The following is a 13595-nucleotide window of genomic DNA, read 5'->3' on the forward strand; positions in this document are numbered from 1 at the left end:
TGAGGAGCTTTTTTTTAATTTATTAAACTTTTTAGTTACGCCTTTTTCATAACTAAGTTAAGTGGCGTTACAATTACTGGAACGACAATGGCTGTAAAAATTGCTTCTACTAAACCGTTCATGCCCAGTGCCATAATTAAAATTAAAATCAATGGCGTACCTGAACTGTAATTTCCTAGGTAATGAGTTAAGCTTGCTGGATCATGCATGAAGAAAATACTCGTCAGCAAAATAACCATCACGGTATTAGTTAACGAAGTGACTGCTCCACTTATGATATAACCCAATTTCGCATATTTAGTCTTACTCATACCCTTCGCAATAATTCCCGGGAAATAGCCAGCCAAAATACTTGGTACCAATGAAATTACCGGATTTTGGAACAACATTAAGCTGACCATATCGCCAGGTTGAGTATATGCAACAATCAATCTGGTAATACCCCAGAATAAGCCAAAGCCTAGACCCGCCTTTTGTCCCATTAACGTGCCATAGACGGCAATTGTCATTGGAATAGTAGTTACAGCTGGCAAAGCCGGGATAATTCTTACATAGCCAACATTTGGCACAAAAGTCTGTACAATCAATAAAGCAGCAAAGACAGCAGTAATTGCTAATCTTTTAGTTTCTTCTCTTCTCATATATTTCTCCAACTTAATTCTTTAGACTCAATTAAACCATAATTAAGATTTTTTCTCAGCAAAAAAGTTTATTACACAATATCTAGGTATATTTTATCTAATATGACAAGATATTGTATTTTTTATTATTTTTTTACTTAATTATGCATTATCCTTACTCTCTCTAATGCATAATCGTGTTCTATACCAATTAAGAATCCCTTTATATCAATACTTTATGTTGTATGTCAATTTTGACATAGCCACTAAATATTGTTAATCTCGTTTTGTGTTAAAAATCATTTGATGGAGAGAGGATCAATTTTATGAATAAAAAAGTCAAAAAATTACTATCTATTGGTGTGCTTGCATTGAGTTTAGGTGCAATTTTAACCGCCTGCTCTGGTAAAAAACAGGGTGCAAGCAATAATAAATCAAGCGATGCCAAGCACTCTATTGCATTAATTACTGACGGTAATGGTGTAAATGATAACTCTTTTAACCAATCTGCTTGGGAAGGATTTCAAAGTTATGGCAAAGAGCACAACTTGAGCCGCGGTCGAAACGGTTATCAATATTTTCAATCAAGTAGTGCTGCTGATTTCACTCCTAATTTTGATCAGGCAGCTAAAGCTGGTTATCAAACTATCTTTGGCGTTGGTTACAGTTTAAAAGATGCCGTAGCTTCTGCCGCCAAACGCTATCCTAAAAAGAATTTTGCCATTATTGACGATGTAATCAAGGGACAAAAGAATGTTGTCTCAGCTAATTTCAAGAGCGAACAAGCTTCCTACTTAGCTGGTGTCGTAGCTGCTAAAGAAACCAAAACCAACACGGTTGGCTTCATCGGCGGTGCTCATGGCGATATTGTCGACCTTTTTGATGCCGGATTTACTCAAGGTGTTAAAGATCAAGCTAAAAAAATGCACAAAAAAGTTACTATCTTAAACCAATATATTGGCAACTTTACTAGTTCAGACAAGGCCAAATCAATTGCTCAATCAATGTACACCAAAAAAGCCGACATCATCTTCCATGCTGCTGGTGGTGCTGGTGATGGTCTTTTCCAAGAAGCTAAAGCCATTAATCAAACTAGACCAGCTAAAGATAAAGTGTGGGTAATCGGAGTTGATGTCGATCAATCTCATCTCGGTAACTACACTGCTAAAGGCGGACAAAAATCTAATTTTGTTTTGACATCAGTAATAACTGGAGTAAATGTTTCTGTTAAAGATATCGCCAATAGAGCTTATAATAATAAATTCCCTGGTGGTAAAAATTTAGTTTATGGGCTTAAAAACAATGGTGTTTCTATTGAACGAGGACAGATTTCAGCTTCAACTTGGAAAGATGCCCAAATTGCTAGAGCTAATATCCTAAAAGGCAAAATTAAGGTTGCCATTCATCCTAACAATAAATAAAAGCATACTAGTATAGTTTGCTTTTTTATAATTACAATCAATTATTTTTTTGCCTGATCAATATTTTTGTTGACAAAATACGTATTAATTAATAAACTTATTTATAAATTGTTCGGTATTAATATTGTGGAGGACAGAAATAATGAACGTAAAGTTCAAGAAAATTTTATCATTTGGTGTCGTTTTAGCATCAGTTGGCTTGATTCTAACTGCTTGTTCGGGTAAAAAGTCTGGTCAATCAGCCAACAAAGATACTAAACATGGCATTGCCCTAATCACAGATGAAAATGGTGTTGATGATCATTCATTTAACCAAGCTGCATGGTCAGGATTTAAAGCATACGGCAAGGAACATGGTTTAAAACAAGGAAAAGGTGGTTATCAATACTTCCAGTCTAGCAGTGCCGCAGACTTCACTCCTAACTTTGATCAAGCCGCTACAGCCGGCTACCAAACCATTTTCGGTGTTGGCTATCAATTAGCCGACGCAGTCAAGCAAGCAGCCAAGAAGAATCCTAAAAAGAATTTCGTTATCATTGATAGCGTTGACTCTGGGATTAAGAACGTCGCTTCTGCCACCTTTGAAAGCAATCAAGCTTCTTATCTTGGCGGATTGGCCGCAGCTTACACCACTAAAACCAACAAAGTAGGTTTCATTGGCGGTGCTAAGTCATCTATTATTGATTTATTCGAAGCCGGTTTTAAGCAAGGTGTTGCTGACGGTGCTAAAGCTCTTCACAAGAAGATTTCAGTTCAAACCCAATACATCGGTAACTTCACTTCAACCGATAAGGCTAAATCAATTGCTCAATCAATGTATGCTAACCGCGCTGATATTATTTACCAAGCAGCCGGTAACGCAGGTAACGGTGTTTTCCAAGAAGGAAAAGATTACAACCAAGCCCGTCCAGCAGCTAAAAAGGTTTGGGTAATCGGAGTTGACGTTGACCAATCTAACCTAGGTAACTACAAGTCAAAAGATGGTAAGAAAGAGAACTTCACTTTAACTTCCGTCTTAAAGGGCTTAGATGTTGCTACTAAGTCAATTGCTAATGATGCTTACAATGGTAAATTCCCTGGTGGTAAGCACTTAGTTTACAGCTTAAAGGGTAATGGGGTTTCAATCACCAAAGGTAATTTAAACGCTAAAACTTGGGCAGCAGTACAAAAGGCTCGTCAACAAATTATTGATGGCAAGATTAAGGTTGCTACTGCTCCAACTAAGTAATTCAGCTGCTTAGTATTTTGAGAACTCTTCGTTTTTTAGCGAAGAGTTTTTCTATAGTTAATTAAGGAAGTATTTATTTACATGAAAGAACAGAGAAATAAAGTAATCGAGATGCGCCATATTGTCAAAGATTTCGATGGTTTCAAGGCAAATGACGATATTAACCTTACGCTCTATCAAGGTGAAATTTTGGCTTTGCTTGGCGAAAATGGCGCGGGTAAATCTACCTTAATGAGAATTTTATCTGGCTTACTTGAACCAACAAGCGGTGAAATTCTGGTTAATAATCAAAAAGTAAATATTAAAGATCCAACTGTCGCTAAAAAATTAGGCATTGGGATGGTACACCAGCATTTCATGCTTATGGATTCATTTACCGTTTTAGAAAATATTATTCTAGGACATGAATCAACTAAGGGACCCGTTATCGATCTGAAAAAGGCAAGAAAACAGGTCCTAGCTCTTGCACAAAAATATGGCTTTGCTATTAATCCAGATGCCAAAATCTCTAGCATTACTGTCGCCCAACAGCAAAGAGTTGAGATTCTAAAGGTACTTTATCGTGGTGCAGATATTTTAATTTTTGATGAACCAACTGCTGTTTTAACCCCACAAGAAATTTCTGAATTTATTAAAGTACTCAAAAATTTAGCTAAAGAAGGCAAATCAATCATTTTGATCACTCATAAATTAGAAGAAATCAAGGCTGTTGCAGATCGAGTTACAGTTATCAGACGTGGTCACGATGTTGGTACTTTTGCTGTTGATCAAGTTAGTGATGAGCGGTTAGCCGAATTAATGGTGGGGCGGCATGTCAACATGAAGCTAACCAAACCAGCACCTAACTTGGGCAAGCAAATTCTAGCAATCAAAAACTTACAGGTAAAAGGAAATCACGGTGCCTTAAGCGTTAAAGACCTTTCCCTTTCAATCCGTGGAGGTGAAATTTTAGGGCTAGCCGGAATTGACGGCAATGGACAAGATGAACTGGTTGAAGCAATCACTGGTTTACGCCATGTTAAGTCAGGGCAAATTTTAATTAATGGTCAAAATTTAACCAACCAAAAAGTTCGCAAAATCACCGAAGCTGGCGTAGCGCATATTCCTGCAGACCGGCAAAAATATGGCTTAATTCTTCACATGTCATTAGCTGATAACTTAGCGCTGCAAACTTACTACCAACGTCCCTTCTCTAATCATGGCATCATTAATCATCAAGCAATCTTGAAGCATGCCGTAGATTTAATTAAAAAATTCGATATTCGAACTACTAGCCCTGCATTGCCAGCTAGCGACCTATCGGGAGGTAACCAGCAAAAAGCAATTATCGCTAGAGAATTAAATAGAAACAGCGATCTAATCATTGCATTCCAGCCCACTCGCGGTTTAGATGTTGGTGCAATTGAGTATATTCATAAGCAGCTTTTAGCTCAAAGAGCAGCAGGAAAAGCTATCCTATTAATTTCATATGAACTTGATGAAATTATGCAATTATCTGACCGGATTGCTGTTTTGCATGATGGTCAAATTTCAGGCGAAGTATTACCTGAAAAAACTACAGATCAAGAACTAGGTCTTTTAATGACCGGTGTTAAGAAAGAAGATGCAACAATTGATTAAAGTTACACCTAAAGTCAAAAATATTCTAGTACCAGTTATCTCAGTAATTGCTGGTTTTATAGTTGGTGCTATTATCATGCTGATTTGGAGCTATAATCCTTTTCAAGCATACAGCTCCATGTTCTCTAGCGCACTGGGCAATATGAATGGTATTGGTGAAACTATTCGTGAAGCTACGCCATTAATTTTTATTTCTATCGGTTTTGCAATTGCCTCAAAAGCTGGCTTTTTTAACATCGGTTTGCCAGGTCAAGCACAAGCTGGTTGGTTGACTTCTATTTGGATTGTATTGGCCAATCCTCAATTGCCTAAGCCAGTATTATTGCCTTTAGCTATTATTGCAGGCGCTATAGCTGGTGCTATTGTTGCAGGAATTGCTGGCTATTTAAGAGCTCAATTTGGAACTAATGAAGTAATTACTACTATCATGCTTAACTATATTGTGCTCTATACTTGTCAATATTTAATGCAACAAGTAATGTCCTCAAAATTAAGAATCGATACCGATACTACTAAAACAATTCCAGCCAATGGCAGCTTAAAGCTTAACTGGTTAACTAGCATGTTTGGTGATTCGCGAATCAATGCTGGTATTTTCTTAGCAATAATTGGACTTATTTTTTATTGGTATTTAATGAAAAAAACTACCGTTGGTTTTGAAATCAAGGCAGTTGGACTCAATCCTTTTGCTAGTCGCTATGCCGGGATGTCTTCTAAAAAGAATATTATTATTTCAATGTTACTTTCAGGTGCATTTTCTGGCTTAGGCGGTGTAGTACAAGGACTTGGTACCTACCAAAACTACTTCACTCAAACAACTAGTTTGGATATTGGCTGGGACGGGCTTTCAGTTGCCTTACTTGGTGGTGGAACTGCAATTGGTATTTTATTAGCTTCACTTCTTTTCTCAATTTTAAAAATTGGTGGTTTGGGCATGCAAACTATTGCCGGTATTCCTTATGAAATCGTATCTATCGTAATTGCTGCCATCATTTTCTTCATCGCTATCAATTATGTCATTGGTTTGCTTTTTAAAACTAAGAAGAACCGCAGTGATTACTACATTCCAACCAGAAAAGAAAAAGGACCCAACAATGGTGTTGATGGTCCAGGTAGAAAAGTAATCGAAGGAGAAAAATAATGAATTTCGTTACAATGATGGCGTTAATTGTTTCATCCACTTTAGTTTATTCTGCGCCTCTAATCCTAGCTTCTCTTGGTGGTGTTTACAGTGAAAACTCTGGGATTGTTAATATTGGCCTGGAGGGTATCATGACCATGGGAGCCTTTGCGGCGATTGTCTTCAACCTAACTTTCGCTTCAACTTTTGGTGCAGCTACTCCTTGGCTTGGCACTCTAGTCGGCGGAATTGTTGGTTTGATTTTTTCATTGCTTCACGCTGTTGCCACAATCAATTTTCACGCTGATCATGTCATTTCCGGAACAGTGTTGAATATCATGGCACCACCTTTGGGTGTTTTCTTGATCAAGGCAATTTATGATAAAGGCCAAACTGAAAATATCACCGCTAACTTCGGCTACTTCAGCTTTCCTGGTTTAAGCAGCATTCCCATCGTTGGGCCAATCTTCTTCAAAAACACCTCTGCCCCTGCTTGGATTGCCATTATTCTTGCTATTTTGATGTGGTGGATTTTATATAAGACTCGCTTTGGCCTACGCTTACGTTCATGTGGTGAAAATCCTCAAGCAGCTGACACAATGGGAATCAATGTCTATGGCATGCGTTATGCAGGTGTATTAATTTCCGGCTTTATGGCAGGTCTTGGCGGTGCCGTCTTTGCTCAAGCAATATCTGGTAACTTCTCTGTTTCTACTATCGTTGGACAAGGATTCATGGCTTTAGCTGCCGTTATATTTGGTAAATGGAATCCAATCGGTGCAATGCTCTCATCCCTTTTCTTTGGTTTTGCTCAAAGCTTAAGTATTATTGGACATCAACTGCCAGGAATCGATCAAATTCCATCCGTTTACATGCAGATTGCACCTTACGTTATTACAATCATCGTTTTGGTCCTCTTCCTCGGCAAGTCAGTTGCACCTGCCGCAGATGGGGTTAACTACATCAAATCGAAATAAGAAAAAAAGGCTGTTTCACATGAAACAGCCTTTTATTTTACACATGTCCACATAGTTATCCACAAGATATAGCACTTATATGTGATAATCTTACTATATCTTGTACTAAATAACAGCTAACGGCGTTTTCTCAGTTGGCATTGGAAAATCACTGTTAAGCAATCTAAGCTCATCATCTGTAAGTTTAATCTTTTGTGTTGCAATATTTTCCTTCATGTGTTCTACACTACTTGCCTTAGGAATCGTTAAAACATTGCCATTGCGCATCGTCCAAGCTAGCATTATCTGATGAGGCGTAACGTCATGATCACGTGCAACAATTTTCAAATTACGCGTAATTCGAATTGTGTTGCCCTTGCCTGAATTAAATGGTGAATACCCAATAAAGTTTACACCGTGCTCTTCTTGCCAAGCTTGCAGATCAAATTCTGTCCCACGTTCACTGATATTGTATAAGTCTTCATTAGCAAAGCATTCTTCTCCACCTGGCACTGTAAAAAGCTCCTGCATATCAGCCGTATCAAAGTTGGATACACCCCAATAACGGATCAAGCCATCTTTTTGTAATGCTTGTAAGCCGCGGATCGTATCAGACAAGCGGTGACTGCCCCGCCAGTGTAATAGATAAAGATCCAGATGATCTGTTCCAAGGCGTTTTAGACTGGCTTCTAGACTCTGACGTTCTAGTTTTGGCGTTGCATGATAGGGGTAGAATTTTGAAATCAAAAATAATTTTTCGCGATCATATCCTTTAATCGCTTCACCAATTAGCTCTTCGCTTTGGCCATCCCCATACATTTCGGCTGTATCAATTACACTCAGGCCATGATCAAGGCCATAGCGAATAGCTGCTATTTCATCTTTTTTCTTTTTAGGATCTTCACCCAAACCCCAGCTACCAATTCCTAAACCTGTTAGTTTTTCAAAATTCATCCTCGTTCACTTCCTTATGTTCAAATTTTAACATAATTGATTCGTAATTATTTTTATCAACCAATTGACAAAATGGTCTATTCCATTTTATAATGGACTAGACCGGTAAATGAGGAGGTCTTAATTATGAAAGTTATTGTTACCGAAAATAAAATTCAAGGTGGAGCAAAAGCATTTGAAATTTTTGAAAAAGGAATCAAGAACGGTGCTAAAGTCTTAGGTTTGGCAACCGGCTCAACCCCTGAAACACTTTACCAAAACTGGGTAAAAAGCGATCTTAACTGTGAAAATCTTACCAGCATTAACCTCGATGAATACGTTGGTTTAACCCCAGATAATCCTCAAAGCTACCACTACTTCATGCAAAAGCATTTATTTGACAAGAAGCCATTTAAGAAGACTTACGTTCCTGACGGTATGGCAAAAGACGTTGATGCTTTTTGTAAAGAATATGATCAAATTATCAAAGACAATCCTATCGACATTCAACTATTAGGAATCGGCCGCAATGGTCACATTGCCTTTAACGAACCAGGCACTCCATTCAACATCGGCACTCATGAAGTTAAGTTAACCGAAAATACTATCAAGGCTAATGCTCGCTTCTTTGACAGTATCGATGAAGTGCCAAAGAGTGCCATCTGCATGGGTACTGCTAATATTATGCAATCTAAGAAGATTGTTTTGATGGCTTTTGGTGAAAAGAAAGCTAAAGCTATCAAAGAAATGATCGAAGGACCTATTACTGAAGAAGTTCCTGCATCAATTTTACAAAAGCACCCAGATGTAACTGTTATCGTTGATGAAGCAGCTGCACAAGAATTGGATGACAAATACAAGAACTAAAAACAATAATTTAATTATTAGCATAGAAAAAGCTAGGCTTTCTACAATCGTGGAAGACCTAGTTTTTTTATTTAGCAGCCTGTATCTACAATGAAATATACTTCACAAAATTTCATTTTTATATAAAAAATGAAACATAATTCAGTTTTTTATCGAATTATGTTTCATTCCTATTCGATTTTTTATTTCTACCCTTGACTTTTAGATGTGAAACATAATCAAAAAATCACTTGTGTGCCACAACATATCGTATTAAACTTAATAATTGTCTACATATGGTATTTAAGAAAGAATGTGATTCAAGTTATTGTTTTAAGTGGGCCAATTGGAGCCGGTAAATCCAGTTTAACCAGTATTCTAGCTGAACATTTAGGGACTCAGGCATTCTATGAGGGCGTTGATAACAATCCCGTATTGCCTTTATACTACAAGGACATGAAGCGTTACACTTTTTTGCTTAACACTTATCTCCTTAACCACCGTTTAGCACAGATCAATCAAGCAATTCAAGAAAAAAACAGTGTCTCCGATCGTTCTATCTATGAAGATGCACTGTTTTTCAAGATGAACGCCGATAGCAAGGTCGCTGATCCAACCGAGTTCAAGATCTACGATGACTTACTCGACAACATGATGGAAGACACTCCTGGCAATCCAAGTAAGAAGCCTGACTTACTGATTTACATTCATGTCTCCCTTGATACTATGCTTAACCGAATCAAGAAGCGCGGTCGTTCATTTGAGCAAATCAGCACTGATCCAGGTTTGAAAGATTATTACGCAAGACTTTTAAAGTACTACGAACCATGGTATGAAAATTATCATGCCTCACCAAAGATAGAAATCAATGGCGACAAACTTGATTTTGTTACCAACATGGATGCACAAAAAGAAGTACTTAAAGAAATTGATGAAAAGTTGCATGAAATCGGCAACTTATAAGAAAAAGAAGGAACGTGATGACAGTTATTGTTTTAAGCGGGCCAATTGGAGCCGGTAAATCCAGTTTAACAGGTATTTTATCTAAATATTTAGGGACTAAGCCTTTCTATGAAAGTGTTGATGACAATCCAGTTTTGCCACTTTTTTACGCTGACCCTAAAAAATATGCATTCTTATTGCAAGTATATTTCTTGAACACACGCTTCCACAGCATTAAAGACGCGCTCACTGAAGATAATAACGTCTTAGATCGTTCTATCTATGAAGACGCCTTATTCTTCCAAATGAACGCTGATATCGGCCGTGCTACTTCTGAAGAAGTCGATACTTACTATGAGTTATTGCACAATATGATGAGCGAACTAAAACGGATGCCTAAGAAGAATCCTGACTTGCTCGTTCACATTAATGTTTCTTATGATACGATGATCAAACGAATTCAAAAACGTGGCCGTCCCTATGAACAGTTAAGTTATGATTCAACTTTAGAGGACTATTACAAGCGTCTGCTTCGTTATTACAAGCCTTGGTATGAGAACTACGATTACTCACCTAAAATGGAAATTGACGGTGATAAATTAGACTTCATGGCTAATCCAGCTGATAAGCAAATAGTCTTGGATCAAATCACTGACAAATTAAAAGAGATGGGCAAATTACCTGAAGATTGGGAAAAGCCTACCGATATTCAAATTGAAGCATAAATAAAAACATTCAATTTGCGTACGAATGCATTTTGAATGATTTTTTGTTTACAGTGAATTTTTCGCTTTATTTTTGTATAATTTGAAAAAATGTGTTTAAAGGAGGAGTTTTTATGTTATCAACCGTAACCGGTGGACAATGGTTTTTCCCACTTATCATAGTTTGCTTAATTTTGGGCATTGTCGCAATCATCGCTCAAAAGAAAAAGTTGACTAAACTAAAAAGAATAACCGATAACTTTGCCTATGCAATATTAGTTATTCTCTTAATCATTGAATGGATTCTATATTTTCAAAAACAATTTAATTTTATTACTCCAGCAATCTACACCCTTGTTGTCATCTATCTTATTGGACGGCAATTACTAACCAGATACCGTTCTTCTCTATTGAAAAAATTAGGAAGCAAATATAAGCAACTGACAATTGGACTTGATACTATTTATATTCTCCTGGTTGCCCTATTACTTTTAATTGGATCTAAATTTTCAACTATGGGCTGGATCATTGCTGGGTTAGTTATCATAGTCTTTAGCTTCGTTAGCTACATCTTTGAAAAAGACAAACAATAATTTCCCAGGAAATAATAAATCGCATAGAGCTTCTATGCGATTTTTATTTATTCAATTTTTGCTAATGCCTTCGCAACCCCATCATGATTGTTATCAGCAGTAATTTGTTCCGGAGCAAATTTTTGTTTTAGTTCTGCTGGGGCATTACCCATTAAAAATGGATACCCCACTTCTTCCAACATATCTTCATCGTTATAGTTATCGCCAAAAGCAATGCAATTTTGCAAGTCTACGCCATATTCTTGAGCAACTATTTTGACTGCACTAGCCTTGCTTACACCCTTTAAAACAATTTCTAATAGATTCTCTGCTGATCTAACAAAAGTCAAATCAGGATATTTAGCAGTTAATTCTTCTTGCATACGATCAAGATCCGCTGAATCTCCCATAATTAGACCTTTATGCACGCCCTGCAGTTTTTCAAGTTGATTAATTGTAGTCGGTGTTGCTTTTACATCGACAATTCTTTCTTCATTTTTAACCCGTGGGCTCTTTTCTTCACTACAATACCAAACATAGCCACTATAGATATTCCAAGCTGCATCATTATCTTGCTCATCAACGTAGCGGCAAATTTCAGCTGCTTCTTTTGCATTAAAAAAACGGCTGATTAGTACTTTGCCTGTTTCATCAAGGGCTAAAGCACCGTTATACGCGATAAACGGACAAACTTTCAAAATTTGATTAACCACTGTCATCATCCCTTTAGGAAGACGTGCTGATGCAGGAACGAAAATATTACCATTAATAATTTGTCTACGAATTGCATCCCGCGTTGCGGCGGTTACCTTTAAATCATCATTAATTAATGTGCCATCAAGATCTGAAAAAATAAGTTGTGCGGACATTCTTTCACCTTTATTTCTTTTTTAATTCTTATATCCTAGGATAATGCTTTATTTATGCTAATGAAAGCTGATTCAATTAAATGCTTTTCCTATCATTTAAAGATAAATTGCAATAAATGCCCAAGTAATCATTAAAATAATTCGCGTTTACAAATTTATTTATCAATGCTAAAGTATAAGAGTTGTGTTCAAGAAGTTAAAACACGAACAATATTTTGGGGAGATAAAATGAATTTTATAAAAAGCTACTTTCAATTAGATAAGTACAAAACCAACATTCGAACTGAATTTATTGCTGGTTTAACTACCTTTATCAGCATGTCCTATATTTTGTTTGTTAACCCTAGCGTACTGGGCGCCAGCGGTATGAATACCGGTGCAGTCTTCACCGCTACTGCTTTAGCTGCCGCTCTTGGTACTGCAATCATGGGGATCGTTGCCAACTACCCGATCGGTGAGGCACCAGCTTTGGGAATCAATGCCTTCTTTGCTTACACCGTATGTATTGGGATGCATGTTTCATGGGAAACAGCCTTGGCTTCAGTTTTCGTTGCATCAATTATTTTCATCTTAATTACTTTATTCAAATTAAGAGAAAAGATCATTGATTCAATTCCAGCTGACTTAAAGTTTGCCATTTCTTCTGGGATCGGCTTATTCATTGCCTTTTTAGGTTTACAAAATGGTAAATTGATCGTTGCTAATAAATCAACTTTGGTAGGTTTAGGATCATTACACGATCCCCTCGTTTGGATCACTATCTTTGGTTTGCTAGTAACTGTCATTTTGATGATCTTGAACGTTCCTGGTGCAATCTTTATCGGAATGGTTCTTGCCGCTATCTTCGGGATCTGCACTGGGCAAATTGCATTGCCACACAAGGTGATTTCTACCGCACCTAGCTTAGCTCCAACCTTTGGTCAAGCTATTTTCCACGTAAAGGACATCAACTCCGTGCAAATGTGGGTTGTTGTCTTAACATTCCTGCTTGTTACTTTCTTCGATACTGCAGGTACCTTAATCGGACTTGCTCAACAAGCTGGTTTCATGAAGAACAACAAGATGCCACGTGTAGGTAAGGCCTTAGCAGCTGACTCAAGTGCGATGGCTGTTGGTTCAATCCTTGGTACTTCACCTGTTGGTGCCTTCGTTGAATCAAGTGCTGGTATCGCCGTTGGTGGCCGTACCGGTTTAACCGCAGTTTTTGTAGCGATCTTTTTCTTAATCTCAATGATTTTCAGTCCATTGCTTGGTGTTTTCACTAGCCAAGTTACTGCTCCTGCCTTAATCATTGTTGGAGTATTAATGGCACAAAATACTGCTCATATTCATTGGAACAAGTTGGAAATTGCAGTTCCTGCATTCTTGATTATTTTAGGGATGCCTCTTACTTACTCAATTTCAGACGGTTTATCATGGGGCATGATCACCTACCCTATCTGTATGCTTGCTGCTAAGCGTGGCAAGGAAGTCACACCGATGATGTGGGTACTGTTTGTAGTATTCCTGATCTTCCTGTGGGTGTTGAATTTTTAAGGAAATAATTAAATTTTGAAAAAGAGGACCAGCCAATTTTGACTAGTCCTCTTTTATTGCGGTTATTTTTCAAGCAAAAAATCAATAATATTCTGATGAATTATCCCATTGCGACTCATATCAAACTTGTCCATTGAAAGGACATATTTTGGATAATTGTCCGCAATGCCATCATGTTAGAAAATATTGGTTAAATATATCCACTTTATTTTATTTGAATACATTTTC

The 13595-nt window shown here is 37.3% G+C and carries 13 protein-coding genes; 10 read left to right on the top strand and 3 right to left on the bottom strand.

The genetic code is table 11. From position 1 onward, the window contains the following. Window positions 1-35: 35 nt before the first annotated feature. On the bottom strand, window positions 36-641 hold the full coding sequence (locus CP366_RS03005) for an ECF transporter S component (protein WP_005719951.1): 606 nt from the start codon (window positions 639-641) through the stop codon (window positions 36-38). 305 nt (window positions 642-946) lie between these two features. On the opposite strand from CP366_RS03005, the gene CP366_RS03010 reads away from it, so the two are divergent. The 5 genes from CP366_RS03010 to CP366_RS03030 all read left to right on the top strand — a co-directional run bounded on the left by CP366_RS03010 (window position 947) and on the right by CP366_RS03030 (window position 6986). Beyond that, window positions 947-2041: a BMP family protein gene (locus CP366_RS03010; RefSeq protein WP_089147896.1), complete on the top strand. Its 1095-nt coding sequence runs from the start codon at window positions 947-949 to the stop codon at window positions 2039-2041. A gap of 142 nt (window positions 2042-2183) precedes the next feature. Continuing rightward, window positions 2184-3269, top strand: coding sequence for a BMP family protein (locus CP366_RS03015; RefSeq protein WP_013087069.1), 1086 nt, complete (start codon window positions 2184-2186; stop codon window positions 3267-3269). Window positions 3270-3350: 81 nt separating this feature from the next. Then, window positions 3351-4889, top strand: coding sequence for an ABC transporter ATP-binding protein (locus tag CP366_RS03020; protein ID WP_023487779.1), 1539 nt, complete (start codon window positions 3351-3353; stop codon window positions 4887-4889). Next, window positions 4882-6030: an ABC transporter permease gene (locus tag CP366_RS03025; protein WP_089147900.1), complete on the top strand. Its 1149-nt coding sequence runs from the start codon at window positions 4882-4884 to the stop codon at window positions 6028-6030. Before CP366_RS03020 ends, CP366_RS03025 begins: the two co-directional genes overlap by 8 nt. Further along, the gene (locus CP366_RS03030) at window positions 6030-6986 is read left to right on the top strand and encodes an ABC transporter permease (protein WP_005719946.1); all 957 of its coding nucleotides are present in this window, start codon (window positions 6030-6032) and stop codon (window positions 6984-6986) included. Before CP366_RS03025 ends, CP366_RS03030 begins: the two co-directional genes overlap by 1 nt. Window positions 6987-7091: 105 nt before the next feature. Here the strand turns inward: CP366_RS03030 and CP366_RS03035 are convergent, their stop codons facing one another. Then, on the bottom strand, window positions 7092-7919 hold the full coding sequence (locus CP366_RS03035) for an aldo/keto reductase (RefSeq protein ID WP_089147897.1): 828 nt from the start codon (window positions 7917-7919) through the stop codon (window positions 7092-7094). Window positions 7920-8045: 126 nt separating this feature from the next. On the opposite strand from CP366_RS03035, the gene nagB reads away from it, so the two are divergent. From nagB to CP366_RS03055, 4 genes are all read left to right on the top strand, one after another. After that, a complete protein-coding gene (nagB, locus tag CP366_RS03040) occupies window positions 8046-8765 on the top strand; it encodes a glucosamine-6-phosphate deaminase (protein WP_061205041.1) in 720 nt (239 codons plus the stop codon). A 294-nt stretch (window positions 8766-9059) separates the two neighbouring features. After that, window positions 9060-9707: a deoxynucleoside kinase gene (locus CP366_RS03045; RefSeq protein WP_005721875.1), complete on the top strand. Its 648-nt coding sequence runs from the start codon at window positions 9060-9062 to the stop codon at window positions 9705-9707. A 17-nt stretch (window positions 9708-9724) separates the two neighbouring features. Continuing rightward, window positions 9725-10411, top strand: coding sequence for a deoxynucleoside kinase (locus tag CP366_RS03050; RefSeq protein WP_089147898.1), 687 nt, complete (start codon window positions 9725-9727; stop codon window positions 10409-10411). Between the two features lie 113 nt (window positions 10412-10524). Then, complete coding sequence (locus CP366_RS03055) at window positions 10525-10983, top strand: hypothetical protein (protein ID WP_089147899.1); 459 nt, start codon at window positions 10525-10527, stop codon at window positions 10981-10983. 47 nt (window positions 10984-11030) lie between these two features. Here CP366_RS03055 and CP366_RS03060 read toward each other — a convergent pair whose 3' ends face one another. Then, a complete protein-coding gene (locus CP366_RS03060; protein ID WP_005726925.1) occupies window positions 11031-11831 on the bottom strand; it encodes a Cof-type HAD-IIB family hydrolase in 801 nt (266 codons plus the stop codon). Between the two features lie 228 nt (window positions 11832-12059). Between CP366_RS03060 and CP366_RS03065 the strand changes: the two genes are divergently transcribed. After that, window positions 12060-13367 carry an NCS2 family permease gene (locus CP366_RS03065; RefSeq protein WP_005719937.1) on the top strand — a complete coding sequence of 436 codons (1308 nt, stop codon included), beginning with the start codon at window positions 12060-12062 and terminating at the stop codon, window positions 13365-13367. Window positions 13368-13595: the final 228 nt, after the last annotated feature.

This window comes from Lactobacillus sp. UMNPBX15, assembly GCF_002553785.1.
In the GTDB taxonomy this organism is placed as follows: Bacteria; Bacillota; Bacilli; order Lactobacillales; family Lactobacillaceae; genus Lactobacillus; species Lactobacillus crispatus.

What these genes read in the sequence shown, in the direction of transcription:
- CP366_RS03065 (WP_005719937.1), top strand. Translation starts at nt 12,060, where the DNA reads ATGAATTTTATAAAAAGCTACTTTCAATTAGATAAGTACAAAACCAAC.
- CP366_RS03030 (WP_005719946.1), top strand. Translation starts at nt 6,030, where the DNA reads ATGAATTTCGTTACAATGATGGCGTTAATTGTTTCATCCACTTTAGTT.
- CP366_RS03015 (WP_013087069.1), top strand. Translation starts at nt 2,184, where the DNA reads ATGAACGTAAAGTTCAAGAAAATTTTATCATTTGGTGTCGTTTTAGCA.
- CP366_RS03005 (WP_005719951.1), bottom strand. Translation starts at nt 641, where the DNA reads ATGAGAAGAGAAGAAACTAAAAGATTAGCAATTACTGCTGTCTTTGCT.
- CP366_RS03060 (WP_005726925.1), bottom strand. Translation starts at nt 11,831, where the DNA reads ATGTCCGCACAACTTATTTTTTCAGATCTTGATGGCACATTAATTAAT.
- CP366_RS03035 (WP_089147897.1), bottom strand. Translation starts at nt 7,919, where the DNA reads ATGAATTTTGAAAAACTAACAGGTTTAGGAATTGGTAGCTGGGGTTTG.
- CP366_RS03020 (WP_023487779.1), top strand. Translation starts at nt 3,351, where the DNA reads ATGAAAGAACAGAGAAATAAAGTAATCGAGATGCGCCATATTGTCAAA.
- CP366_RS03050 (WP_089147898.1), top strand. Translation starts at nt 9,725, where the DNA reads ATGACAGTTATTGTTTTAAGCGGGCCAATTGGAGCCGGTAAATCCAGT.
- nagB (WP_061205041.1), top strand. Translation starts at nt 8,046, where the DNA reads ATGAAAGTTATTGTTACCGAAAATAAAATTCAAGGTGGAGCAAAAGCA.
- CP366_RS03055 (WP_089147899.1), top strand. Translation starts at nt 10,525, where the DNA reads ATGTTATCAACCGTAACCGGTGGACAATGGTTTTTCCCACTTATCATA.
- CP366_RS03010 (WP_089147896.1), top strand. Translation starts at nt 947, where the DNA reads ATGAATAAAAAAGTCAAAAAATTACTATCTATTGGTGTGCTTGCATTG.